Here is a 25,469-nt window from a genome sequence, read left to right as displayed (position 1 = left end):
AAGCTGGAAAGCAGTATTAGGAATTGCGAAGCGTTTCCCGAAATTCGCGCAACATAGCGCTGGTGCCAATTTCTAAGGCGCGTCGAATAAGTTGAGGTACAAGACTGGAGATGTCGAAGTCTGGGAAAAGTCGGCTGCAGCTCGATTCTACGTAGTCTTCTCCCTGCAGAATAAACATCCGTAAACTTCGCTCACCCAAGAGCCAAACTTCCGGCACGCCAATAGCTTTATAGGCATCGATAAAGGTCCGGGAAGTAACGTCGGACTCAATGGCCAGATCAGGCGGGGGCAATAGATCAACATCAATTCTTCCCTCACACCCTCGCATCTGCTCCAGGTTATTGACATAGAAGCAGGTGTCAGGCTCTACTCCAACGCTGCCAGACTTTTTAAGGGTTGTTGAGCCAAAATCTTCCCAGTCTCTCCCCTGAGCATCCAGAATAGCTGAGACAATGTAGCCGGCAATGCGGTGAGGGCGCTCGTGTTTGGATAAGGGAGACATAATCTCTAAGGTGCCGTTGTAATAGGCAATGCGAGTGTGGCGATCTTCGCCCAGCTCTTCCAGAATGCTCTCAAAGTCTTGCCAAGTCAGCGAATGGATAACCACTTGGCTTCCTTCATACAGGGAAATAGACTGGATTGGAACAGCTACACTCATTAGTCCCCCCCGCTAACGTCATGGTAAATGGCTGTAGCCCAGAAGCTGAATTCTTGCGCCAAAGCAAGTCCCAGCCCTGTTAAACCCAGGTACTCTTCAACTTCTAATCTCATGAGGCGATCTAGGCCGTCGGATTTGGAGATTCCATTCTGACCGGAGATCTTTTCTAGGCAATCGAAAAACTCCTTGACCACCTCTTTTTTGCCCTCTTGGCTAAGGGCATCTTCTTCGGCCTTGAGGCGCAGCAAACCCCAGGTGGAAAGATAGGTGTACAGCTCCACAGCCTGGTTCTTCTGCTCTTTTAGCCTTTCTGTATCCTTGGTTTGTGCTCTGAGCTGGCACAGGGATTCGTAAACGGGCTTGGCCAATGTACGCGGGTCAAAGCTATTCATAAAACCTCCCTCCTAGGTTGAGATCTAGTTCAAAGACAGCTCCACAAAGCCTCGGCCCAAGCTTTCCTGGCCGCCAATCTGCATAATCTGGTTGGATTGCAGCAGATCTCGAAACTCTTTCATTGCCTCCTCAGAACTGCCATTTGCTTGGGCGGTAACCCCCCAGGTAAAGTACATCAAGCTGTCAGGAGGAATGGCCTCTTCATAGCGGAAGCCTCCTTCCACAACCTTGTGCTCGCTAAGCTTGACTTTCACCTGCCGCCACAGGCTCATTTGAATGAGGGTGGCACAGTGCTGATCTGGTAAAACAATCATGCGACTGATATTAGGATCTTTGGTGTAGCTCTTCCATTCCGACCATTGTCGAAGACCCTCTTTGAGAATGGCATCTTTGAGGTAAATGGGTCGGTCGGCCTTCAAGCTCGTACTATAGGGATCCGGCACTGACAGATTCTGGCCTGTTAGCCGCAGCCAGCGCTTGAGCAGAAGCGGGCAGCTTATCCACACCACCCCGTGGCTGAGGGAGGGCACCGGGATCCAAAGCAAGGAGCCATCTCCAATCCAAATGGATCCCTGGGTCAGCTGATCCCCTTCCCCAATTTCGTTGCCAAAGAGCTCAAATTTTTTGTGCTTATCAGTCACACTGGCCCGCAACCTGCCCCGGATGGTGCTGGAAGGGATGTAGGGCAAATGGGTGTGGGATTCGCGGGCAATGCCCAAGAGGTTGCCTTCTTGGGTGGTGCCGCCAGTGTGCAGGGGAGTCAACAGATGGAGGTAAACGATCTGAAAAGGCATACAAATCTCTCCTTTTTTGAGTAAGCATTGGAGGGTTGAAAGCAAAACTCAGTTCGCCCAGGGCAGCCATAAGAGCTCGCTATAGCCCAACAGCCGCCAGCGGTGGAACACGTTGAGCCGGCCATCTTCCAGCTCGGGCTCTTCTTGGTTGAGGGGGGCCGGTTGCTCTAGGTAGTAGACGCTACCAGGGGGCGCGGCAAAAACTTGGGGGGCAGGCAGGCTCATCTGCCGCTGCTCTTGGGGGCGATCCACCCGCAGGCGTCCACTGATGGGAACGGGCTTGCCGGTAGCTACACTCACTAAGGGGCCGGTGAGGGGATGGGCGGGGTGGGGGGTGGCCAATCTCCATTCCCAGGGCCAGGCACGGCATAGGGAACGTCCATCCACCTTCTTGATGAACACGCCTGGGGTCACCAAGTAGGCCAAAGCGCGTCGGGCTTGGCGAAAGGTAGCCTGAGAAAGGGTCTGCAACTGCTGCCACTGCTCCTGCAGCTTCGGACAGGGGGCCAGCAAAGCGCAGTGGCCTTCTCCCCCCAGCCGCACAACCACTTCTTGCTGCAGGGGCAAGGGATCCCAGGCTTCGCGATCGGGATCCCAGCCCTCGATGGAAAGGGCCAAACTCCAGCCCGGCTGAAGGCGGATGCAGGTCTCCACAAAGTAGCCATCGGCTTCTCGCACTTGCCGCTTGCTCACCTGCAGGGTGTTGTGGGGCCGCACTTCATACTTCAGCGGTGGCTTAACGGCCTGGCTGAGATCCCAGCCTTTGCCTTCCAGCGCCTTTTGCACCGCCTCGAAGGGCAGATAGCCTCCCGTTTTTTTCTTCTTGCTGCTCTGGCTGCCTTCGGGTTCCTCCTCTACCGGCCTCAAGGAAACCAAGGGGGCTGGCCGGGTGGGATCCCAGTGGCAATGGAAGTAGGGATCCCTCTCGTCCAACCAAGGCACAGGGACAAGGGGGGATCCGTCTTCCAGATGCAGAGGGGCGGGGAAATAGAGCCTTTCGTCGTGGCAGAGAAAGGGGCCCCGCAGCCGCAGCGTCATCGGCTGGCCCAGGTAGGCTTGAACAGCCCCGGCCAAGGTGTGGCCACTGGGGGGAAAGCTGCTATTGGCCCAGGCCCGCTCTCCCGGGGCAAAGGGCTTAGCATCTCGAAACATCCACACATTCAAGGGTGATAGGGTAAACCAACTCATCGGCCGTTCCTCCCCAATTTCACGGTGCGGTTGCGCAGCACAAAAGCCGCCAACTTGAACCAGTTTTTGATCTCCAGATCCCACGCCTGCGGCTGGGCGGGTAGGCTGTGCTGCCAAAAATGCTGGATAAACTCCACAAGCTTGTTCTGGAAGTGCTCTTTCTGCTCCGATTCCTGTTTGAAGAGATCCCGGCGGCTGCAGAACAACCGGGCCCACTCGCGCACTGCCTCTAGGCTCGGAGCTGGGTGTTGCTCCCAAAGCTGGGCCGCTTGTTCAAACAAAGAGCTTTGATCCTGCTGCTGGCCCATGAGCTTCCAGTCAAAATCAAGGAGGTCTTTCCACTTGTCGAAAGTGTCGAATTTGCAGGTGCTCACCAGTTGGTTGCCATTGGCAAACAGCACCCGCACCTGCACGCTGTCTTTGGGGCAGCCATGGGCATAGAGGTGGCCCTTGGCTTCTTCTTCCGCCTGCCAAAGGTTTTCCAGGGCAATGGCCAGAGGCACCGAGTGATGGGCAATCACCACGCCGAAGCTGATGGTGGCTGCGGATCCCAGGGTAAAGAGGGGGCGCCGGCTCAAACCTTCGGGAGGCCGCCCTTTTTTCCACTGCCAGTAGTCCCCCAGGTTCTCAAACTCCCGCCAGTCATCCTCTCCCCCCCGGAAACACTGGCGAATATCCCACAGCCAGCCATCCCACTCCCAGAGGTTGGTGTAGGCCAAAACGTCGTCCCCACCGGCGTAGATGAGCTTGCCTGCATAGCGTTGCTCTGTTAGGTAGGGCACCAACTGGCCGGAAAAATCCAGCAGGGCGCGGCTTAGGGCGCTGTGGGTGGCAGGCCCCATGCGCTTGCGGCTGTTTTTGACAAACTTCTGAAAAGCGTCTTTGACTTGCTCCAGCTCCTCCTTGTCCTTGCCAAAGACCTCGCCAATGGCTTCCGTTTGCCCGTTGGCCAGCCGCTGTAGGGGTTGAGGCAGATAGTCGTAGTAGGATTTCATCTTCTCGCCCCTGAGCCATTTGCCCATGTCGTCCCCATCCCCGGCAGCCAGCACGTACCAACTGGCGGGGTTAACGCTGGGGTAGTAGCGGCCTAGAAGCGTCTCGATGTCCTGCCGGTAGCTTCTTTGCGTTTCCTCGTCCAGCTCCAGGTCTTCCACCAGCCAACCAGCATTGAGCAGACGGGGATGGTAGCGCAGGTTCTGCCGGTCGGCCCACGGGATCCCCCATTTGCCCCGCATTTCCCGCAGCACCCCTCTGACCTCCGGGTAGCGGGCCTCCACTGCCTGACAGGCCTGCTCGAAGTGCTCTCGTTCCCGTTGCCCTTGGGTTTTGAGGTAGCCGGCTACGCCAGCGGTGAGATCCGGGTAGGAAGCGGCAATCTGGTCTTCATCCAGCTCGCGGAAGAGCTCCGGCAGCACTTTGTACAAGCCCCGCTTGAGGGTTTCGGTGGCATTGAGCTGTTCCCGGCCATCGAAGAGCCCGGCCTGCCGTTGCCAAAGCCGCCGACTCTCCCCTTCTGTTATCCACCCCTGCCGCGGCGAGGGATGCACCACCGGCCCCAAGCCCGAAACGGTGCTGCGCGGCCCAAAGGCAACGGGGAGCTGCCAATCGCGGGCCTGCTTACAAGCTGCCTGTAGGCGCCGAGTTTGCTCCACTGCAGCTGCCCACCAGGATCCGACGTTGAGTCCGGCTTTGTATTGGCGGCGCTGTTGTCTTTGGGGATCCCAAAAGCTAGCCCGCAGAAACTCCAGCTCCTCATCAGCAAAGAGCTTTTGCTTAGCCCCCAGGTGATAGGTGCGGTTTTGGGCACTGACCCAGGGATCCGCATCAATGGAAACATGAGGGGGCTTGAGGATGCCGGTATCCTTGAGAGAGTGAGCCGGGGATCCCAAGGGCACGGCTGCCCAGTAGTGCTGCCACTGGTGCTCTAGCCACCCTCCCCAGGAGGGATCCTCTGGGTGCAACTGCACCATCCAGTGGCGATCCGCCTGCAGGTGATCCAGCACCCTCTGGGCCAACTGCTTCCATTCTTCCTTGAGGGTCTGCTGGGCAAACTGCATGGCCGCCTCCACCCGCTCTTCTGGCAGCAGCAGCAGGAGCACATTGGGAAAGCCGGCGGTGAGCAGGGCGTTAGGCGAAGGCTGAGGGATCCATTCTTCAAATTCGGGGTACTTCTCCCGCAGCCAGTAGTCGATTAATGGCTGGCCATAGAGGCTGGGGTAGAGTAGGCAGTCGGGACCGTATTTTTCAGCTAGTCGCCAACTTATGCGAGCAGAAAGGTAGTGCAGCAGCCAGGAGCCAGCCCAGAAGTCCCGCATTTTGCGGCTGGCTTTGATCAGCTCCTGGATGGGGTTGAAGGTAAAGCTCACCAAGAAGGGACGCGCGAACTTGGGCTCGTCGTAGCCGGCCAAACATCCCGCTAGGGCTGCGGTGACGCTGGCGTGGCTCCACAGGGATCCGTCTGGCAGCCGGGTTTCTGCTGGCAATAACAGCAAGCTTTCATCCCCAAACTCCTGACAAATAGCTTGGGGAAAGCACCGCCAAAACCACCAAAACACTTTTTGGGGATCCGTCTCCTGCCGAACCCAATCAGGGATGGCGTTCTCCTCCCGTTCCATCAGGTAGTCTGCACGGGAGCGGGCATTCTTGAGGGCTTGGTGTTGCTCATTGGCCAATTGCCAAAAGTGCTTGCGCCCCGAGAGCAGATGGCTCATCTCCAGTCCAGAGCCTAACCCCTGGCCGCGATCCTCAACCTGGTAGTCGATGGCTACAGGCAAATGGCCAATGGCAGCCCGGTCGCTGGCCGAGGCGATGAGATCGGCATCGCCTATGGGAGAGGATCCCTCGGCTTTGGGAGAAGACCATCCCTGCATCGCCGCCAGTCTGGTCCACAGCCCTTCCTTGGAGCGGCCAGTCCTGTCGTGTAGGGCTTTGAGGGCGGGATCATGTAACAGACCCCAGAGCTTAGCTTGCCAGTAGTAAGACATGGTGTTTTCGCTGGAGAAACAGAACAGTTAGGAACTCCTCGAACAAGGAACAAAACCCCGCTAGCCACCCGATGTCGTGGCTACAGAAGCTACAAAACAAAATCGATCTGATCCCGGCCAGCCCTCAGTTTTCTTCAGTATTTCTCAATAGCCGTTGTTTGACCAAAAACCCAGAACCTGAGGGCGAACCGATGTCTTTAGCCTACGGAGAAGTGGAAAGATCCCCTTCCAACTTCCCTTCTGCCCAGGTCAATTTGGGAAACAGCTCTTCCAGGCCAGGCAGCAGGTCTTGCAAAACAAAGCTTTCTAGAGCTTCGCTGTTCAAAGGGTTTGGATTCATCTGCACATGGGCAACATCGTTGCGGTACTGGCTGAGGCGAGACCAGAGGTTGGCAAGTTTCTGCACATCGGGAACATGGGCAGCAATGTCAGGAGGCGCCTGGGGCTGGTCTTCCCGTGGAATGAGGGATCCCAGTTGGTGTTCGATCTCCTGCCGCGCTTCCCGCTGGCGGTAGTTGGGCAGCCCCTCACACAAGCAGAGGGCCGAGATCACCCACTCCCGAGCTAAGAGAATTGCCTGCGTGGTGAAGCGTTTCTCCACATACCAGCGCAGCAGTTGAAATTGCTTTTGAACTTGAGCCTTGGCATCCGTAGCTCTGTCTGCTGGCAAAGCCAGTTGGCTGTAGCTGTCTTGAATGCTTTGCAACAGCAAGCCAAAGGGCTTGGCAAATTGGCCCACCTCTTCTGCCAACTCCTGGGTGGAGTGCCTTTGCAACCTAAGCAAGTCATCCTCCAAAAGGCTGACCGGTCTTACCAGCTCCAGGGAACGAGAGATATTGCGGATGGCTTGGCCAAAGTTCTGCAGCCGGATGGGCTTGGGATCCCTTTTGCCGAGCTTTGGTTGGCGGTAAAAGTCCCGTTGAACTGTATCCAAAAGTTGGCCCAACTCCAAGGCCGAGCCGGTGCTAATGAATTTGTCGGTAGCCGTCAGCCAGTCCAAAAGACGAAGGGCGGGGGTGAGATCGATGATGGGTGTTTCCTGCTGGTCTTTGAGATAGAGACCGTAGTACAGCCCCTGAATATTTACATTCTTGGCCTTGCGCAAAAGGGCGGCTCCCAAGAGCACCAGTACGGGGATGGAGCGAAAGGCGTGGGTGATATCGAAAACCAGCCGCGTATGGGGCTCGATGCTATCGACCAGCACATCGAAGATCTCCCAGGTCTCTGCCTCGGTTTTCCCTTCAGGAATGGCCTTGGCAATTTTCTCCACGTGGGGGGGTAGGCAGTCCTGTAGATGCTTCCAATGGGTGTCATGTGCTTCTTGGGTTAGCAGCACAATCACCCTCTCGATGTCAAAGAGCTGACAGAGGGCTTTGGCAACATAACGGGTTCTATCGGCTTTCCGCTCCCCAAAAACATACACCGTCTCGCTGTAGGGGCTGGTGCCTAGAGTGGTCAAAAGGGTATTAGCCATAGGGATCCTCTCGATGACGGCTTTCAAGCATTGAAGCACGGGCATCTTCAAGCTACTGCAGCTTGGAAGCCCCCCCTTCTCAAGTTGTCTGGAGAGGGTTCTGGGTTGAATGTTGCCCTATCCTCTCCCGAAAAGTGGCATCCTCTGCTCAGCCGGTGCCAGAAAGATGGGGATCTCTACCCCCAAAATTGAGTGGAGCCATCTTGCCGCTGGATTTGGATCCCTGCTCGACAACTGTTTCAAAACGGTGAAGGTGGGGGATGTCAGAGCTAGCCTAGACAGAGATTCGGCCATCCTAAACAACGGGGATCCTGTGATGCTATCGACTCCAGAGTTGTCCATTTCAGGTCAAAAGCTAACTCCCGAACAGTTTCTGGCCTTGCCGGAGGGGGATATTGTCTATGAGCTAGTCGATGGGCGGGCCGTCTCCAAAAACGAACCCATGTCGCCAAAACGCTTCCATGCTCGTCTCCAACCGGTGTTGTGGCAAATTTTGGAGGACTGGTGCTCTAGCCCTGAGTGTCCTAAGCCTGGGTCAGCACATACTGAGTGGGCAGTTGTTTTAACACGAAAGGCAGAGCCCTGGATCCCAGTTCCTGATGTTACTTACATCTCTAACGAGCGGTTGCCGGTTGAGGCCATGACCGATGAACCTTGTTTTGCCATTCCCGAGTTGGTGATCGAGATCCTTTCTCCTGGCCAGAGTTTTGGAGCCATAGCTCAGAAGGCAACCGATTATCTAGAAGCTGGGATCCCCCGCGTTTGGGTTGTGGATCCCCAAGCCAAGAGCATCACGGTCTTCTATCCCGATGCCCCGCCGCGCACCTTTACGGGATCTCAAGCCATTCAAGATGATTTCCTGCCGGGTCTAAAGGTGATCCCTCAAGATGTATTCGCTCAAGCCCGGATCCCTTAGGGAGTACCTAGCGAGCCCACGATAATCAGAGTTAGTTCCAGAAAGAGAGCATCCGGCAGAGGTGGCCACCCGCTCGGGTCTGGAGCTGATTGGCTCAGGAATGCCGAAGGGATCCCGAAGCGATATTCCCTGCTATGGGCTAATGGCGAGACGGAAAAGCTTCTCATCGGCCAGTTGAAGAACTTCCTGCCCTGCAGCCGCCAGTTGTTCCGGGGGCAAGTTCCGGTATTTGGCGATAAACTCGGGCAAAACTTGAAACTCCACCCGCTTGCCGGTCTCTCGGTGGATGACCACACTGCGCATTTTTTCAAGAGATTCGACCTCCACCAGCTTCAAGTTCAACTTGCCCAAACTGGCCCCTGTTGCAGCATGCAAGCCATCCACAATGCACACAAACGGGATCTCTGCCGGCGACTCGTGAATGACCTCCACCAGAAAACGGTTCCTAGAAGTGTGGGGAGTTGGACTCATCAAGCCCAGCTCCTGCAGAGCGCGCATCCCCATGCGATAGCCGACCACGGCCCAAGGCCCAGCTCCGCCATGAATTTCCGTTACTCGCTGAATGGCCGCCGCCGTCGAGTCCGTTGCAGAACTGGTGACCGGATGAGCTGTCGCCGGCGCTCCCAGAGTTAGCTGAAGTGCAATCAGCAAAAGAGAAAGCTGCTGTGGCTTGGCAATGGATGACAGGTTCATAGGCAGCAAGAGAGCTGATAAAGAGGAGATGGGTCAAGCCATCCTAAGCTCTACCCTTCGAGGTTGCCTATGCGGGGGTAGGGGATCCAGCCCTCTTCTGGGAACTCTTCCGAAAATCACCTCCTGGCTGAAGAGGGCTAAGACCAATGGTATTGTCAGAGGTAAGCCCCTGGGCGTTGAGCACTTTCACGTGGCTGCTGTGGTCGAAAGTGCCTTGCTGCTGGCAGCAGGCCTTAGCACACCTGACTGCCCTTTCCACTGATCGCCCTGGGGCGCCGCGCGCTGCTTGACAGAAGCGAGCTGTGTTCACTAGCATTTCTTACATATGTTTCACGTGGCAGTTGTGTGATGAGCCACTCAATGACTGCTGAAGCTTCAATGGCAAACCCAACACATGTCCCTTACGAAGCTCCCGTAGTGGACCTATGCCTGCCCGTGCGAGGAACTACCCTCCCAGCAGATCACGGGTACGCTCTACTCGCGGCGCTATGCCACCAAGTACCAACACTGCACCGAAACCCTCACATCGGGATTTTGACAACAGCGGGAATTGGAGACAGACGAGGCAAAATCTTACTGACTCCGCACTCCCACATTAGAATTCGGCTGCCCATGGAAGCAGTGCCGGAGGTGTACAAGCTAGCCGGCAAGCAATTGAAGATTGGATCTCACGAAGTACAGCTAGGGATCCCCAGGATTTTTACTCTCAAACCAAGCACTTCCCTAAAAGCCCGAATTGTTACAATCAAGGGCTACACCGAGCCAGATCCATTTGTGCAAGCTGCCCAAGACCAGTTAGAGAAGCTTAAGATCTCAGGCCGGGTATCAGTACTGCAAGATAAAACTGGGAAACCCTTGCGCAAGACCTTGAGAATTAAAGGGCATACGATTGTAGGTTTCTCAACCTTAGTAGAGAACCTACAGGAAGAAGACTCAATTCGCCTCCAGCAGGTAGGGCTAGGTGGCCGGCGGCGCATGGGTTGTGGATTCTTTTTGCCGTGCAGGTGAGGATGACTCTACAATGTTTAAGTTTTTGCTAGCAAAATCGCTGGGAAAATGGGATCCCAGCTACCAATCTAAAGAAGAGTATGCTCAGGCAAGGGGCGCTGCTAAACTTGCAGGCCATGTTGCGGCTGTCTTGTCAGCGGCTGAAGTCTTCTCAGATCGCCTAGGACAGACTATTTGCAAGCAGTTAGGGTTAAGTGACTCAAATCGTTTGGGAGCTGTTGTCAAATTAGGAGCTTATCTGCACGACTGGGGTAAAGCCAATCAACATTTCCAGGAGATGGTTTATCTCAAGTCATCAATCTTAGACACTGAGTCAAAAGCAAAACTTGACAAAGCTTGGAAAGCTCACAATGGGCAACAACTCATTCGTCATGAGTTTTTAAGTGGCATACTTGCCCTACAAGTCAAAGAATTCCGCGAGTGGCTAGGGAAGGCATTTTCTGAAGAGGAGCTGATCTTAGCTACTTGGGCAGCAATTGGACATCACTTCAAAGCAGGAGTAGATTCCCAAGGTAGGGAATCGCATAGAATTACAGAGTTGCCTGATGGCGCAGGACTAGGGATCTACATTTACACTGAACATACAGACTTTGAATCTGTACTGAGACTGGGATCACAGAGACTTGGGCTACCGGCAGAGATTCCAAGGGTAGCTTCAAAAAACTGGGAAAAAGAATGTCTAGAAGATTGCCTAAAGGCTCTAGAAAGTCAATTTCGAGACTTTGCCAAAAGTTTAAGCCCTGAGCAGAAGGTGCTGGTGGCTGCTGCCAAAGCAACAGTAATTGCTGCAGATCTAGCAGGGTCAATCTTACCGACAGAGGGAGAAGATCTGCAAGATTGGATTTCTGGTGCACTAAGCTTGGTTCTTCGAGAGGAAGACCTAGAGCAACTCATTGCCCAAAAACTAGGAGAAAGCTCCCTACGTCCTTTCCAAGAGCAAATGGCTGCTGCCACTCATCGAGTAACACTGGTCAAGGCAGGCTGTGGTACAGGCAAGACCTTGGGAGCCTACGCTTGGGCGAAAAAGTGGGCATCGGGAAGGCGACTGTTTTTTGGCTATCCGACCACCGGGACAGCTACTCAGGGTTACCTGGACTATGCCGAGGGATCCCCAATAGAAAAGGCACTGATGCACTCACGAGCAGATTTGGATCGAGAACTTTTATTGACCGGCGAAGGCGAAGAGGATGAGGGTGCTTCGTTTCGTTTGGCAGCGTTGCAAGTATGGAGAAAGAAACTGGTTATCTGCACTGTAGACTCTATTTTAGGGTTAATCCAGAACAATAGAAGACCACTATTTTCTTGGCCAGCTCTAGTTCAATCTGCCTTCATTTTTGACGAGGTACATGCCTATGACAATCAGTTGTTTGGCTCTTTGCTGAGATTTTTACAGGCTTTTCGAGGCGCACCTATCCTACTGATGAGCGCCAGCTTCACCCCAGGGCGACTTGAGGCGATTAAACGGGTGATGAGTGAGTTGGGTGAACCTATTGGGGATCCCATTGAAGGGCCTCAAGAGCTAGAAGAGCTGAAGCGCTATCAAATACGAGAAATTCAACCAAAGGAGGATCCCATCAATTCCGAATCCATTTGGTCAGAAGTTACTAAGGCAGTTCAAGAGAACCAAAAGGTATTGTGGGTAACCAATTCAGTTGCCAGTTGCATTAACATTTATCGAGAGGCTCAGAAGAAGCTAAAAGACATTGAAGCCAAAGTTTTAATTTATCACAGTCGATTTCGTTATAAAGATAGACTTAGAAAGCATGAGCAGATTATTAACGCTTTTGGTCAACCAGGGCCTGTTCTCGCTGTTACTACACAGGTTTGTGAAATGTCCTTAGATTTAAGTGCAGACTTGCTTATCTCTGCTATGGCTCCAGCGACATCTTTAATTCAGCGACTAGGTCGCCTCAATCGAAGAATGAAAAGCGAGCAGGAGGGATCCCGTGTAGCTCTTTTCTACGAATGGAACGAACACCTCCCCTATGGCGCAGCAGAATTAGAAACTGGCCGGCAGCTGCTTGAACAGCTTAGAGAACTTGAGTATATTTCCCAGCGAGACCTGGCTGATATCATCTCTCAGCTCAGCCGGGAAGAGCCTGCCAGGGTGAAGTCAGCATGGCTTGATCAAAACTGGTGCACTTATCCAAGTTCCCTGCGAGAGGCCGGCTACACGATAACAGTGCTTCTGGCAGAAGATCAAGACGCTATTTGGAAGGCTGCTGAAGTCAGACAGAAGAAAGCTCTAGATAAGGGCCAAAAGCTATCGAGAATGCAAGCTTTTCTACAAGAAGCTCAAGCCTGGTCAATTCCAATTCGGATCCCAGATAAAAAGACAGAGTGGTGGAATTGGCAACGACGCGGGTTTTATTTCATCACAGAGCCTGGATATATCACCTACAGCGAGGAAGTTGGCACACCATGAGCGAATTAAAGTTGCACCTAGGACACCCCGGATTAACATTGCTGCATCGGGCGGGCTTAGCCGGACTATGGATGACTCTCAAGCAGCTGGAGCAGGAAATTCCACCAGAAAAGCGCCCAGGGTCACTAAGTTGGGAGTTGACGCCACGACAAGTTCAACTGTTCTGGGAAGGGAATGACTTTGAAGTGATTGATTGGTTGCTCAAAGAGTCCTTCCAGCTTGACAATGGGTTAATCGCACTGCGAGGGATCGACAGTAAGTCGATGCGAAAAGACTCCCAGGTAGTCATCCATCAAGGAATCCTGGGAACATTTCTACAACATGCCAAAACCCGTAAAGTTATTGGCGAGCAAACTCAATCTTTAGAGATTGATGAGGATCATCCACCTGTCATTATCAAGTATAAAGCTTTAGAAAGCTACGTCCATCAGGAATTTGCCAAAAATCTATGTGATAAAAACGGTAATTGGCTTAAGCAGCCAATTAGCATTGCTGGCTGGCTTAATCCTGGTGCAGTCGTTCGCCACAATGCATTTCCCTCGGATACAAGCTTTGAAGAGTCTCCAGAGATGGCCTTTATACTTCTCTACGCTCCTGTTTCTTGCTGCTACTACATACTTCGCTCGCGGCTGCGAGATCAGAAAGCTCAATATGCCCTGGTAGTTCCCGAGATTACCGATATGGAGGTCTATGCAAGCTACCGGCAAGATCCCCAGCTTCGTTATGCAGCCTACCAGGATTTTCATGCTTCGAGTTTGGGAGATGCTGGGCTTAGGTTTTTGACGTACCAAGGGATTGCAGAATCTGCTAGGGAATTTAAGGTAAAACGATGTCAGGTTCTAACTCTAGGTGTTGTTCCGTGGTCGACCCAACAAAAATCTCGCACAGATCTACTTACTGTAGAAGCAGAATATCGCGTCTGTAAAAACTACCAGATCTGCAAAGCAGTGTTACCAGATCGAGTTGTCGTCAAGGCAAAAGCAGAGGAAGGCAGTTTCATTGCAACAAGTTTTGCTCGTGAGATGATTGCTGAAAATCTGGCAAGGGGTTACTCTTGGTATGCCGGATTTGCAGAGCAGGTTAATAGCAACGAGCAGTTTAAGCAGCTATGTTACGAGCGCGGAGGTCTAAACGAAATGGTCATGAAAACCGAAATGGATGACAGAGAGCGCTGGTTTGTTCAGGCTTGTCATGAAGCCATTCGCTTTACCTATGGTCGGTTATCTCAGAAAACCCAGGATAGGGGAGAGTTTACTAACTTCGACAGAGAAAATATACGTATTCGCACTGGTCTGACTCGATGCAAAAACGCGGAAAGCTTCCGCGAGTTTATTACTAGCTTTTGGGCGCGGGCTGGAAGAATACCGACACTGCAAGAGCATTGGGATGACTTGATGGATTTAGTTATGGATCCCAAGGAATGGAAAAAAGCGCGAGACTTAGCTCTTCTAGCGTTGGCCAGCTACAAAGGCAAGGAGCGACAGGAAGAACTTCAGGATGAGCTTGACGAGGATGATGTTGACTTGATTGTACTTGCCGAGCTAGAGGAGGACTGAAAGTGTAAAGCAAGAGCCAGAAAGTCAAGTGAAAAGTTGATGTAGCAACGACTTAACAGTTCAGTTTGAAGGACTAGCCTGGAGGAAGACTATGACTTTGCACCTGTTTGGCAACATCTTGACCAGCTACGGCACTGCTGCCAACAACCACGGTGAGAATGACGGCAACATCACTACCCTGCAAAAGATCCTCTGGAAAAATGAGGTGCACACTACCGTCTCTGCTGAAGCAATCCGTTGGGCCCTGCGTTACTATTGGCAGGTCTCAGGGAATGGCTGCGAAGTTAACCGACGTTGGAATGATCAAACCAACGACAACGAGTGGCAAGCGCCTAACTTTGATCCCGAGCGGTATATCGATGATGATGTCCTAGGCTTTATGCGTGCGGAAGGGGCTAAAGTAGATGCCTCAGACGAAAACTCATCCAGGAAGAAGGGAGAGAAGTTACCAAAGGGCACTACCACTGCTCGGCGAGGTGTTTTGGAAGTAACTCGGGCAGTTTCTACTCGACCCTACAGCGGAGATGTAACCTTCAACGCGAAAAGTGGCCAGAAGGGATCCACTTCTCTCTACGGAACGGAGGTTCATGCTACTCGCTATCAGTACGGCTTTGCAATGACTCCTGCTCGGCTTCACCGGCAAGACCGAGTAATCGAAGTGTTAAACGGACTGGTTTCGTTGGGGGAAGTAGCCGGCAATCACTCTCGCTTTCTCTATGACTTTTCACCGGATAGCATAGTCCTGCGCTGGACACACGACTTTTCGCCACGCCTGCTCTACTCTTTTGAAGAAAACTCTGATGGAGAAATCAGCATGCCGGACTTAGTGCGTCGAGTGCAAGTGGGGGATATAGCTCCTCAAGAGCTGTGGCTAGCAGGAGCTGCTGCCGAAACTGAGGACGGGAAGAAGCTAGCCCAGTTGGGTGCTCATGTAAGTCCAGGCATTAAGTCAACAGTTAATCAACTTATTAGCTTAATTAGGCAGCAAATTTCTTGTGAGGAGGCAGCATGATTCGGCTCCACGTTGAGGTGCCTATCGCCTGTTTTCGTCAATCTTGGGCCAGGGAGTTTGCCGAAACTTATCCGGTGCCGCCACCGGCTACTGTTTATGGAATGTTGCTTTCCCTGCTGGGAGAATGGGATCGGCATCGATATTGCGGATCCCAACTGGCAATTGCTCTCCTGAGCCAACCCCAGCTTTCTACAGTGATCCGTACCTTTCGTCGTTTTAAGACAAAAGATATTCAGCATCCAAACAATGCCCGTCCTGACTACCAACAATTGCTGACCGATGTGCAAATCGCAGTTTTGGTCAATGGATCCCTTGCTCATGACTTGGAAAGAGCCTTTGAAAATCCTGAATTAATTGACCGATCTGGGGGACTAAGCCTAGGAGAGAGTCGTGACTTAGTTAACTCGGTAAGACCAATTCAGAAAGTCCCTTCAGGGGGAAGATGGCTAATTCAAGATGAGGATGGGATCCTGACCTTGCCGTATTGGGTTGATCACGTGGGATCGCGGGATACTCGCTGGCGAAGATACTCACTCCGAACTCTTGAAGGTGATGATGTGCCGGAGTTAGCCTGGACGGAAATTTGCCCAAACTAAGCCGTGAGAATTCCAAGCTGTTGGTTCTAGACTTATCAACCTTAGGTCGAAGGCTTATTTCCGAACAGCCTATTAACCCTGCCAGGAGAAGATCTTGCGTGGAGCCTGAGTTTTGTCTCTGCTCAAAGAGAAAGCTGTTCTAAGATTGCTGAAGAACTCTATATTTTCATATTTCGGAGTATCAGATTATGCCGGCATCACTAATCGATTTCCCCGCACAGATAGATTCAGATTTGATTCGTGTTTCAGCACTGCACGCATTGGCCTACTGCCCACGACTATTTTATCTAGAGGAGGTCGAGGAGCTCTATACGGAAAACGCAGCTATTTTTGCCGGTCGGCGGTTACACACAGAGCTGGAAAAGCAAGAGGGAGAGGAGTGGGAGGATCTATTTCTAGAAAGCGAAGAACTGGGCTTGCGGGGAAGAGTGGATGCTTTGCGCACTCGTGATGGACAGATGTGATTTTCCTCTGATTGCCGTAAGGCGTTGAGCACCCAGTGCTTCTGCAGAGTTTCTCCCCACCCAAATCCATGATTTTCCTCTGATTGCCGTAAGGCGTTGAGCACAGCATCAGCACATGGAAGTGTGGGTGCGCAGATCGTGATTTTCCTCTGATTGCCGTAAGGCGTTGAGCACTATCCGTCGCACGTGACATACCACGATTTGATGGGATATGATTTTCCTCTGATTGCCGTAAGGCGTTGAGCACGAGGGATAGCTAGCGGGTATTTCTTGCCGCGTGTGATTTTCCTCTGATTGCCGTAAGGCGTCTTGCTTTCCCTCTGCAGGTTTTGCATCCGAACTCGAGGCAGAGATGGGATCAGATGACTTGGCCGTCGGATGTTATTCTCCCCTTGAGTTTACCGGCCCGCTCTTCGGCCTCCTCCATAACCCTGTCCAGCTGTTCCAGCACCTCGCCCGGATGCTTTTCCAGCACCCGCAGGGAGAGGGCCATCCGTCCCTTGGCCTCATCCACATCGATGACAACAGCTTTGATGCGTTGGCCTGGTTTGAACAAATCCGGTAGCGAGGCTACAAAACTTTGGCTGACCTGCTTGATGTGCAACAGCCCGGTTACCCCTTCTTCCAAGTCCACAAACACACCGAAGGGTTTTAGTCCGCTGACTTTGCCTTCCACCACTTGGCCACTGGTGTAGCGGCTCAGGTTCTCGGATTTTACAGCCGCCCTTTGGGAGAGCACCAGCTTGTTGGCTTCTGGGTTCACCTCGATAAAGCTTGCTGTCAAGGATTGCCCCACCAACTCCTCCAGACTTTCCCGTTGGCTGAGGTGGGAGCGGGGAATGAAGCCGCGCAGCCCCTGCACATCCACCACCACCCCCCCTTTGTTGGTGGCGATCACCGGAACGGTTACCGTCTGGCCGTTGGCTTGCTTCTGGGCCAGCTCTTCCCAAAGCCGCTTCAGCCTCAGCCGCCGCGCCGAGAGCACAATTTGTCCTTCTGCATCTTCCCGCAGGATGAGAAACTCGGCTTCTGTCTTTAAAGGAAAGAGCGCACTCAAATCTTCCCCTGGGCGGATCCCTGCTTCCTTGAGGGGCAAAAAGGCCGGGGATTTGCCGCCAATATCCACCAGAGCGCCATCGTTCTGATGTTGGAAGATGCGGCCTTGCACCACCTGCCCCGGTTGAAAGCTGAGGTTTTGCTTGTCTAAAGCCTGGGCAAAATCTTCCGCGGAAAACGTATCGGCAGCCTGAGAGCGAGAAGAGCGAACGGTCATGGAAGGGCTCAATTCGAAAAGCAATGTGTTTCAGGATAACCCAAAACTTGCCAGGGATCCCAGCTCCAGCCTCTGGCCTAGATGTAGTACATGAGCCGAGCCTGTTGCTGTTGTGCCTGCCGGTCGCAGAGGTCTTGCAGGGTGGTCTTTTGGAGAATGGCTACCGCCGCAGCTTGGGCATCTTGCCAGGCCTTCAGGAGCACTTCCCGCTCTGGGGTGAGATCGCCCGAGGGCAAGTCGCGGAAGCGGGTGAGATCTTCCCCCTCGATGGCCTGGATAACATCCAGCAGCGAGATCTGCCAGGGTGCTCGGGCCAGGAAGTAGCCTCCCTTGGATCCCCGTTGGCTGCGCACCAACCCCTGTCTGCGCAAGGTGGCCAGCAATTGCTCCAAGTAGCGGTCGGGTATGGACTGATGAGCCGCAATTTCTTTGATCTGCAGCACCTGGCCATCGCTGTAGTGCTGGGCCAATTCCAGAAGGGCCAGGAGAGCATATTCACTTTTGCAAGACAGTTCCAAGATATCCATCCTTGTGGAGGGCTTAGGTCTATGATACTCCGGTTTTTCACTGGGGTTTAGCGGGATCCCGCCCTGAGCTGGCAATGGGATCCAGCCTGTAAGGTGGAATAGGCCCCTTTGGGAATGGTTTATGGCGAGTGTCAGCACCCGGTCTGGTTCAGCACGGATCCCAGCGGAGCGATTACAAACCTTGCACCAACAGATTGGCAAGCTGATTGCCAATATCGAATCCGTGTTTCAGGGCAAATCGCAGGTGGTGCAGGCGGTGGTCACGGCCTTGGTTGCGGAAGGTCATGTTTTGCTTGAAGATGTGCCCGGTGTAGGCAAGACCACTTTGGCGCGGGCCATCGCCCACAGTTTGGGAGCCAAGTTTCAGCGGATTCAATTTACCAGCGACCTATTGCCGACAGATATCCTTGGCCTCACCCTTTTCAACAAAGAAAAAGGGGATTTTGAATTTCGTCCCGGCCCCATTTTTGCCCACGTGGTCTTGGCGGATGAAATCAATCGCACCTCGCCCCGCACCCAAAGTGCCCTGCTGGAGGCAATGGCGGAAAAGCAGGTTTCGCTGGACGATCGCACCTACCCGCTGCCCAGCCCATTTATGGTGTTGGCCACCCAAAATCCTTTGGAGTACCACGGCACCTATCCCCTCCCAGAAAGCCAGTTGGATCGGTTTTTGGTACGGCTGTCGATTGGCTACCCCAGCCCTGAGGTAGAGCGAGCTTTACTCTTGCAACGGCAACAGGCCGAGCCGGTGGATGCTCTGCAGCCGGTTCTCTCCCTGATGGAGTTGCGAGAGATTCAGTCGGCGGTGGATCAGGTGTATTTGGAATGGATCCCTGGCGGACTATCTTCTGCAGGTGGTGCAGGCCACTCGCGTGTCCAAGCTGCTGCGGTCGGGGGTATCCACCCGTGGAGCCCTGGCCTTGGCGCGGGCAGCACGGGCTCAGGCGCTGGTGAAAGGGCGCAGCTTTTGTCTACCAGAAGATCTGCAAGCAATGTTCGTGCCGGTACTGACCCATCGGGTTTCTCTGGCCGGGTCGGGAGAGATGGCCGGCAACCGACGGCAAGAGGCTGAGGCGGTGATTCGGGATATTGTCTCCACAATTGAGCCGCCTGTTTGAGGGATCCGTAGCAGCAATGGTTAACTACAGCAGTGAGTCGGGTCGGATCCGGGGATCCACCCACATCAGGAGCAGATCGGCCAACAAATTGCCCAGAATGAGCATCACGGCCCCCAGCAGAAGCCCCGCCATCACCACATTGATATCGAAACTTTGAACAGCTTCCAAGAGCAGCTTGCCCAGCCCCGGCCAATTGAAGAAAAACTCGGCGATAAAGGAACCGCTGAGCAGATTGGCAAACTCAAAGCCCAAGATCGTGATCAAGGGGTTGACGGCGTTGCGCAGCGCGTGCAACCAGATCACCCGCCACTCCGGGATCCCACGGGCCCGCGCCGCCTGGATGTATTCCTGCCGCAGCACATCCAAGAAATTGCCGCGCGTAATCCGCTGCAGCCCGGCAAAGCTGGTGATGCTCAGGGCCAGCGTGGGCAGGAGCAGGTGGCGGCCCAGATCCAGCAACTTTTCCCCCAAACTAAGCTCGGCAAAATAAACACTGGTCATCCCCCCTACCGGCAGCCAGCTCACGTTTTGGGCCACAATTAGCAGCAAAATGGCCAGCACGAAGCTGGGCATGGCCTGGCCCAGGTAGCTGAGCAACTGCAACGCCCGATCCAGGGGGGTGTTCTGCCGCAGCGCCCCCAGGATCCCTAGGGGAATGGCGACCAGCCAAGTCAGCACCACAGAGGACACCGCCAACAGCAAGGTAGCGCCGGCGCGGGAGAGGATGAGCTGTGCTACCGGCACGCGATAGGTGTAGCTCACCCCGAAATCCCCTTGCAGCAGGTTGCCCAGCCAGGTCAAGTACTGCCAAACCAAGGGCTTATCCAACCCCAGCCGCGCTTCCTCTTGGGCAATAAACTCCTGGCTGACACTGGGATCCGCCCGCAAGGGATCCAAAAAATCTCCGGGGGCCAGCTGCAAGAGCAAAAAGCTGAGCACCGTGATCAACAGCAGCACCGGCACCGCTTGGGTCAGCCGCTGCAAAACCAAGGCCAGCGGCGGCCAAAGGCCAAAAGCGCGGGAACGGGAAGGCGGAGAAGAGGTTACAGCCACAGATGCAGATGGATATTCGGATATGCTCTTTGAGTTGGATTCTTGTCGAACTATGCTGACATCCTTGCGGCCAGATTTCCAGTGTGGGGTTTGCCAAGCCGAGCGGCTCTCTTGCAGGGGAATTGAGGGCTCAGGCAGTCCGGCAGACAGAAGCTGAAGCGGTACACTAGTCAGAAGCTTTTTTCATCGAGTCCCGTTGGGAAGACCTCTTGCGAAACCTGTTTCTTACCGGCGCTAGCGGCTGCCTGGGGCACTATGTGTTGGAGCGCCTGGCCCAGCAAAGGGATCCCGAGTTTCCGGAGCGGCCCGCCTACCACCTGTACGTTCTCATCCGCGAGACCAGCCGCCTGCGGCTGCCCCTAGAACGGCTGCCCGCCCCTATCACCCTAGTACCCGGCGATCTCCTGCGCATCCGGGAACACGCCGCTCTGCTGCGCCAGATGGATGGGCTGATCCACATGGCAGCGGCTTGGGGGGATCCCGCCCTGGCTTGGGCCGTGAATGTTACCCACACCCTGGAGCTCTTTCAGTTGTTGGATCCGGAGCGCTGTCAGCAGGTGATCTACTTTTCCACGGCCAGCCTTTTGAACCAGGACCTGGAGCCTTTGGCCATTGCCGGACGGGCCGGCACCGACTACATCCGCAGCAAGTACGAGATGCTGCTGCGGCGGCAGGAAAGCGGCTTCTGGCCGGAGCGCCTGCTCACCCTTTATCCCACCCTGCTCTTTGGCGGCAGCCCCCACCACCCCTACTCCCACATCACTGCCGGCCTCAAGGACGTTCTCCGCTGGCTGGATCTGATCCGCTTTTTGCGGGTGGATGCCAGCTTCCACTTTATCCACGCTGCCGATGTGGCCGAGATGGTGGCCTATTGGGTGGCCCATCTGCCTGGTGGCGGCGATTGGGTGTTGGGCAATCCCCCCCTCTCCTGGGATGAATGTGTGGAACAGATGTGTGCTTATTTCAAAAAACGGATCTATTTCCGAGTGCCTCTGCCCCCGGCTCTCGTTCGCGGCTTGGCCTTTCTATTTCGGGTGCGGCTTTCAGCCTGGGATGAGTTCTGTCTGCGCCAGCGCCATTTTGTTTACCCGGCCATTTCCCCAGAAACCCTGGGTTTGCGCTGCCACTTCCCCACCGTGGCCTCTCTTTTGGATACCTACCTCTAGACCACCTTTGAGTAACAGTAGAACTGGACGCTACTTCCTTTCCCTCTGGGACTGGGGGATGAGAGCCGAGGACCCAAGGGATCCCACTCGCCTCCGACAGGGATCAGCCGGTGGGGGCCACCGTTTCTCTGATGGCCAAGGCCTGGAGCTGGGCGGCAATGCGCTCGCGGTTGAGGTTTTGCCCAATCAGCACCAGTCGGGTCAAGCGCGGCTCCTGGGGTCGCCAGGGGCGGTCGTAGTAGGTTTCAAATCGGGATCCCACCCCCTGCAGCACCAGGCGCATCGGCTTGTAGGGGACGGCCACAAACCCTTTTATCCGGTAAAGACATTCCTCTTGGGCCAACTGGCGTAGCTGAGCCACCAGGGATCCCGGCTCATAACCTCCCTCCAAGCTGAGGTAGAAAGACTCAAAAGCTTCGTGCTCATGCTCCTCCCCGTGATCGTGGTGGCTGGGGCGGCACTCGAGCTGGTCTTCCACCGCTGCATTAAAGCCCAAGAGCACTTCTGGGGGAACCTGCCCCCGCTCACAAGGGAGGATTTGAACCTCAGGGCGCAAGTGGTGCCGCAGCCAGCTTTCCACCCGAGCTTGCTCCTCTTGGGTAATCTGATCCACCTTGGTGAGCACCACCAAATCGGCACAACTCAACTGATCCTCAAACAATTCCTCAAGCGGAGTCTCATGGTCCAAACTTTCGTCAGCCTGCCGCTGCGCCTCCAGGGCCGCCAGATCGCCCACCAGTTGCCCAGAGGCCAGAGCCTGACCATCCACCACCGTAATCACCGCATCTACCGTGGCACCTGTACGGATGGTGGGCCAGCGGAAAGCCTGCACCAGGGGCTTGGGCAAGGCCAATCCTGAAGTCTCGATCAGGATGCAGTCCAGCTCTGCCCGCCGTTGCAACAAAGCTTCCATGGTGGGCAAAAACTCCTCCTGCACCGTGCAGCAGAGACAGCCGTTGGCCAGCTCCAAAATGGGGATGGATCCCTCCCCCTCACACCGTTGGCAGTCCCGCAGCAACTCGCCGTCGATGCCCACTTCGCCAAACTCATTCACCAACACGGCAATGCGGCGGCCCTGGTTGTTGAGCAAAAGGTGACGGATCAAAGTGGTCTTGCCGGATCCCAGAAATCCGGTGATGACGGTAACAGGGATCTTGTGCATCTGCTCTGATGACTCAGCGCTCTTCAGTTTCCACCCCAAACTTTCTTTCTGCCAATCCTTGAGGGGGGGATGCCCAAAAAAAGGCCCCCGGTATGGGGGCCAAGCCAAACCATTGAGACCGTTGTGCTAACCCAAAGTTAGCGGATCGGCTTCATCCGGTAAACCGGCTCGTTCTCGCGGTTGATCCCTTTCTCAAAACCGGCAGCAGCGGCGCGGGCGCGACCGGCATGCCACAGGTGACCCACGAAGAACAGGAAGCCGAAGATGAAGTTGTGAGCAGCCAACCAGGTGCGCGGGCTGGTGAAGTTCACCGTGTTGATCTCGGTAGCCACACCCCCCACCGAGTTCAGGGATCCCAGCGGCGCGTGGGTCATGTACTCCACCGCACGGCGAGCTTGCCAAGGTTGGATGTCGTTCTTCAGCTTATCCAAGTCCAGGCCATTGGGGCCCAGCAGCGGCTCTTTCCAAGGAGCGCGCACATCCCAGAAGCGCATCGTCTCACCGCCAAAGATGATCTCGCCCGTGGGGGAGCGCATCAGGTATTTACCCAGACCGGTCGGCCCCTGCGCTTGGCCGATGTTGGCCCCCAAGCGCTGGTCGCGCACGATGAAAGTGAGAGCCTGAGCCTGAGATGCTTCTGGGCCAGTGGGGCCGTAGAACTCGCTCGGGTAAACGGTGTTGTTGAACCAAATGTAGCAAGTGGCAATGAAGCTCATCAGCGAAACCGCCGCCAAGCTGTAGGAGAGATAGGCCTCCCCAGACCAGATAAAGGCGCGGCGGGCCCAACCGAAGGGCTTGGTGAGGATGTGCCAGATCCCACCGGCAATGCAGATAATGCCGATGTAAATGTGGCCACCGATCACATCCTCCATGTTGTCAACGCTGATGATCCAGCCTTCCCCACCAAAGGGAGATTTGAACAAGTAGCCGAAGATCACGGCGGGGTTCAAGGTGGGGTTGGTGATCACCCGCACATCGCCACCTCCTGGAGCCCAGGTGTCATAGACACCGCCAAACCACATGGCCTTGGCCACCAACAAGAAAGCCCCCAACCCCAACAGGATCAGGTGGATCCCCAGGATGGTGGTCATCTTGTTCTTGTCTTTCCAGTCGTAGCCGAAGAAGGGGAAAGACTGCTCCAGAGTTTCTGGGCCGCGAATGGCGTGATAAATGCCCCCCAACCCCAGCACGGCGCTGGAGATCAGGTGCAGCACCCCGATGACAAAGTAGGGGTAGGTGTCAATCACCTCGCCGCCCGGGCCAACCCCCCAGCCCAGAGTGGCCACGTGGGGCATCAGGATCAGGCCCTGCTCATACATAGGCCGATCCGGCGTGAAGTGAGCCACCTCAAACAGCAGCATCGCCCCCGCCCAGAAGACGATCAGGCCAGCGTGGGCCACATGGGCGCCCAAAAGCCGACCGGAGAGATTAATCAAGCGGGCATTCCCAGCCCACCAGGCAAATCCGCCTTGGGTGCGATCTTGCACCACTGCAGAACCAAATGTTGTCGAGGTCACAGAGACCAACCTCCAATGATAGTCAGGAACAAGAGACACCAAAAAAAGTTTAGTTAACGTTAACGCGAGCGCCTGCCGTTGGGCTCCCTGTCCACTGGGATCCGCGGCAGGGGATCCCTTGGGCAAGCGCTCATCCTCACAGAGCAGATCTCTAGGGATCTACCGCAGCTAAAGTCGAGCGAGCTCAGTGGGTTTAGAGCGCATTGCCGCGGGGGAGGACTTCTTCAGGGAACTCAAAGCGCTCATGGGGCTGGTCCTGCGGCGCCATCCACGCCCGAATCCCCTCGTTCAGCAAAATGTTCTTCGTGTAAAACGTCTCAAACTCAGGGTCTTCCGCTGCCCGCACCTCCTGACTGATAAAGTCATACGCCCGCAGGTTCAGCGCCAACCCCACTACCCCAATGCTCGACATCCACAAACCCGTCACCGGCACAAACAACATGAAAAAGTGCAGCCACCGCTTGTTGGAAAACGCTATCCCAAAAATCTGGCTCCAGTACCGGTTCGCCGTCACCATCGAGTAGGTCTCCTCCGACTGCGTCGGCTCAAAAGCCCGAAAGGTGCTGGCCGCATCCCCATCCTGAAACAGGGTGTTCTCCACCGTCGCCCCGTGAATGGCACACAGCAGCGCTCCACCCAAAACGCCAGCCACCCCCATCATGTGGAACGGGTTCAGCGTCCAGTTGTGGAACCCCTGGAAAAACAGCAAAAAGCGGAAAATCCCCGCCACCCCAAAGCTGGGCGCAAAAAACCAGCTGCTCTGCCCCAGCGGGTAAATCAAAAACACGCTCACAAACACCGCTATCGGCGCGCTAAACGCAATGGCGTTGTAGGGCCGCACCCCCACCAGCCGGGCAATCTCAAATTGCCGCAGCATAAAGCCAATCAGCCCCAGCGCTCCGTGCAGGGCCACAAAGGTCCACAGCCCCCCAATCTGGCACCAGCGGGTGAAGTCCCCCTGGGCTTCGGGGCCCCACAGCAGCAGCAGGCTGTGCCCCATGCTGTCGGCGGGGGTGGAGACGGCTACGGTCAAAAAGTTGCACCCTTCCAGGTAGGAGCTGGCCAACCCGTGGGTGTACCAGGAAGTTACAAAGGTGGTGCCGGTGAGCCAGCCGCCCAGGGCTAGGTAAGCGCAGGGGAACAGCAGCAGCCCGGACCAGCCGATAAACACGAATCTGTCGCGCTTGAGCCAGTCATCGACGATGTCGAACCATCCTCGCTCCTGACGCACGCGCCCTACCGCTATGGTCATCTGAACTACTCCTTAAAGACATCTAAATGAATGAGGACATTAATGAAACTACAAAGTTTGCTTCTTCGAAGCAGGAGCGGAGCCTAGGTATAAAGACTCAACTCCTGGGTCTTTTGCCTCAGTTTCCTTGAACGGCTCTTTGGCAAGAACTGCTCAGGAGTTTCCCGTTAAGTCAGGATCCCTAGCGCTTCAAGACCCTACTTAGAACCGTTTCCACAACTCGCGAGGCCCAACGGGCCA

At 54.9% G+C, this 25,469-nt stretch carries 21 protein-coding genes, 1 pseudogene and 1 CRISPR repeat array; of the genes and pseudogenes, 9 read left to right on the top strand and 13 right to left on the bottom strand.

Features of this window, described 5'->3' with window-relative positions; all coding sequences use genetic code 11:
* Window positions 1-16 precede the first annotated feature (16 nt).
* From NW805_RS06190 to csx2, 6 genes are all read right to left on the bottom strand, one after another.
* Window positions 17-658 carry a Uma2 family endonuclease gene (locus tag NW805_RS06190; RefSeq protein ID WP_414383078.1) on the bottom strand — a complete coding sequence of 214 codons (642 nt, stop codon included), beginning with the start codon at window positions 656-658 and terminating at the stop codon, window positions 17-19.
* Entirely contained in the window at window positions 658-1,050 is a 393-nt protein-coding gene (locus NW805_RS06185; protein ID WP_414383076.1) for a hypothetical protein, read from the bottom strand. Before NW805_RS06185 ends, NW805_RS06190 begins: the two co-directional genes overlap by 1 nt.
* Before the next feature lie 24 nt (window positions 1,051-1,074).
* Entirely contained in the window at window positions 1,075-1,845 is a 771-nt protein-coding gene (cmr4, locus tag NW805_RS06180) for a type III-B CRISPR module RAMP protein Cmr4 (protein WP_414383074.1), read from the bottom strand.
* Window positions 1,846-1,893: 48 nt separating this feature from the next.
* On the bottom strand, window positions 1,894-3,033 hold the full coding sequence (locus NW805_RS06175; RefSeq protein ID WP_414421977.1) for a type III-B CRISPR module-associated protein Cmr3: 1,140 nt from the start codon (window positions 3,031-3,033) through the stop codon (window positions 1,894-1,896).
* The gene (cas10, locus tag NW805_RS06170; RefSeq protein WP_414421976.1) at window positions 3,030-6,017 is read right to left on the bottom strand and encodes a type III-B CRISPR-associated protein Cas10/Cmr2; all 2,988 of its coding nucleotides are present in this window, start codon (window positions 6,015-6,017) and stop codon (window positions 3,030-3,032) included. The genes NW805_RS06175 and cas10 overlap by 4 nt, the downstream gene beginning before the upstream one ends.
* Before the next feature lie 202 nt (window positions 6,018-6,219).
* Window positions 6,220-7,491, bottom strand: a complete 1,272-nt coding sequence (gene csx2, locus NW805_RS06165; RefSeq protein ID WP_414328895.1) for a TIGR02221 family CRISPR-associated protein — start codon at window positions 7,489-7,491, stop codon at window positions 6,220-6,222.
* Window positions 7,492-7,807: 316 nt separating this feature from the next.
* Between csx2 and NW805_RS06160 the strand changes: the two genes are divergently transcribed.
* The gene (locus NW805_RS06160; RefSeq protein ID WP_414399424.1) at window positions 7,808-8,407 is read left to right on the top strand and encodes a Uma2 family endonuclease; all 600 of its coding nucleotides are present in this window, start codon (window positions 7,808-7,810) and stop codon (window positions 8,405-8,407) included.
* Window positions 8,408-8,539: 132 nt separating this feature from the next.
* Here the strand turns inward: NW805_RS06160 and NW805_RS06155 are convergent, their stop codons facing one another.
* On the bottom strand, window positions 8,540-9,100 hold the full coding sequence (locus NW805_RS06155) for a formylmethanofuran dehydrogenase subunit E family protein (protein WP_414421975.1): 561 nt from the start codon (window positions 9,098-9,100) through the stop codon (window positions 8,540-8,542).
* Window positions 9,101-9,448: 348 nt separating this feature from the next.
* Here NW805_RS06155 and cas6 point away from each other — a divergent pair, with 348 nt between their 5' ends.
* From cas6 to cas5, 5 genes are all read left to right on the top strand, one after another.
* Window positions 9,449-10,108: a type I-MYXAN CRISPR-associated protein Cas6/Cmx6 gene (gene cas6 / locus NW805_RS06150; protein WP_414352074.1), complete on the top strand. Its 660-nt coding sequence runs from the start codon at window positions 9,449-9,451 to the stop codon at window positions 10,106-10,108.
* A gap of 13 nt (window positions 10,109-10,121) precedes the next feature.
* Window positions 10,122-12,533, top strand: coding sequence for a CRISPR-associated helicase Cas3' (gene cas3, locus NW805_RS06145; RefSeq protein ID WP_414421974.1), 2,412 nt, complete (start codon window positions 10,122-10,124; stop codon window positions 12,531-12,533).
* Complete coding sequence (gene cas8a1, locus NW805_RS06140; protein ID WP_414421973.1) at window positions 12,530-14,089, top strand: type I-MYXAN CRISPR-associated Cas8a1/Cmx1; 1,560 nt, start codon at window positions 12,530-12,532, stop codon at window positions 14,087-14,089. The genes cas3 and cas8a1 overlap by 4 nt, the downstream gene beginning before the upstream one ends.
* Before the next feature lie 91 nt (window positions 14,090-14,180).
* Window positions 14,181-15,101 carry a type I-B CRISPR-associated protein Cas7/Cst2/DevR gene (cas7i, locus tag NW805_RS06135; RefSeq protein ID WP_414421972.1) on the top strand — a complete coding sequence of 307 codons (921 nt, stop codon included), beginning with the start codon at window positions 14,181-14,183 and terminating at the stop codon, window positions 15,099-15,101.
* Window positions 15,098-15,697, top strand: coding sequence for a type I-MYXAN CRISPR-associated protein Cas5/Cmx5/DevS (gene cas5, locus NW805_RS06130; RefSeq protein WP_414419138.1), 600 nt, complete (start codon window positions 15,098-15,100; stop codon window positions 15,695-15,697). The genes cas7i and cas5 overlap by 4 nt, the downstream gene beginning before the upstream one ends.
* Before the next feature lie 461 nt (window positions 15,698-16,158).
* Window positions 16,159-16,476: direct repeats of the CRISPR family, unit length 35 nt; unit sequence TGATTTTCCTCTGATTGCCGTAAGGCGTTGAGCAC.
* 43 nt (window positions 16,477-16,519) lie between these two features.
* Here the strand turns inward: cas5 and NW805_RS06125 are convergent.
* Both NW805_RS06125 and NW805_RS06120 read right to left on the bottom strand, forming a co-directional pair.
* On the bottom strand, window positions 16,520-17,434 hold the full coding sequence (locus NW805_RS06125; protein ID WP_414351627.1) for a S1 RNA-binding domain-containing protein: 915 nt from the start codon (window positions 17,432-17,434) through the stop codon (window positions 16,520-16,522).
* Between the two features lie 77 nt (window positions 17,435-17,511).
* A complete protein-coding gene (locus NW805_RS06120; RefSeq protein ID WP_414421971.1) occupies window positions 17,512-17,952 on the bottom strand; it encodes an RrF2 family transcriptional regulator in 441 nt (146 codons plus the stop codon).
* 130 nt (window positions 17,953-18,082) lie between these two features.
* On the opposite strand from NW805_RS06120, the pseudogene NW805_RS06115 reads away from it, so the two are divergent.
* Window positions 18,083-18,646, top strand: a pseudogene (locus NW805_RS06115) (AAA family ATPase); the annotation flags it as partial.
* A gap of 169 nt (window positions 18,647-18,815) precedes the next feature.
* Window positions 18,816-19,079: a hypothetical protein gene (locus NW805_RS06110; protein ID WP_414421970.1), complete on the top strand. Its 264-nt coding sequence runs from the start codon at window positions 18,816-18,818 to the stop codon at window positions 19,077-19,079.
* Between the two features lie 24 nt (window positions 19,080-19,103).
* On the opposite strand, the gene NW805_RS06105 is transcribed toward NW805_RS06110, so the two are convergent.
* Window positions 19,104-20,132, bottom strand: coding sequence for an ABC transporter permease (locus tag NW805_RS06105; RefSeq protein ID WP_011432487.1), 1,029 nt, complete (start codon window positions 20,130-20,132; stop codon window positions 19,104-19,106).
* Window positions 20,133-20,341: 209 nt separating this feature from the next.
* Between NW805_RS06105 and NW805_RS06100 the strand changes: the two genes are divergently transcribed.
* A complete protein-coding gene (locus NW805_RS06100) occupies window positions 20,342-21,298 on the top strand; it encodes an NAD-dependent epimerase/dehydratase family protein (RefSeq protein ID WP_414358402.1) in 957 nt (318 codons plus the stop codon).
* Window positions 21,299-21,401: 103 nt separating this feature from the next.
* On the opposite strand, the gene cobW is transcribed toward NW805_RS06100, so the two are convergent.
* The 3 genes from cobW to psbD form a co-directional block, all read right to left on the bottom strand.
* Window positions 21,402-22,460, bottom strand: a complete 1,059-nt coding sequence (cobW, locus tag NW805_RS06095) for a cobalamin biosynthesis protein CobW (RefSeq protein WP_414421969.1) — start codon at window positions 22,458-22,460, stop codon at window positions 21,402-21,404.
* 137 nt (window positions 22,461-22,597) lie between these two features.
* Window positions 22,598-23,977: a photosystem II reaction center protein CP43 gene (gene psbC, locus NW805_RS06090; protein ID WP_414383044.1), complete on the bottom strand. Its 1,380-nt coding sequence runs from the start codon at window positions 23,975-23,977 to the stop codon at window positions 22,598-22,600.
* Window positions 23,978-24,170: 193 nt separating this feature from the next.
* Window positions 24,171-25,229, bottom strand: coding sequence for a photosystem II D2 protein (photosystem q(a) protein) (gene psbD / locus NW805_RS06085; RefSeq protein WP_414332488.1), 1,059 nt, complete (start codon window positions 25,227-25,229; stop codon window positions 24,171-24,173).
* Between the last annotated feature and the right edge of the window lie 240 nt (window positions 25,230-25,469).

Source organism: Synechococcus sp. W60.1 (genome assembly GCF_047461575.1).
Taxonomy (GTDB): domain Bacteria; phylum Cyanobacteriota; class Cyanobacteriia; order Thermostichales; family Thermostichaceae; genus Thermostichus.
This window is presented reverse-complemented; position numbering and strand designations above follow the sequence as displayed.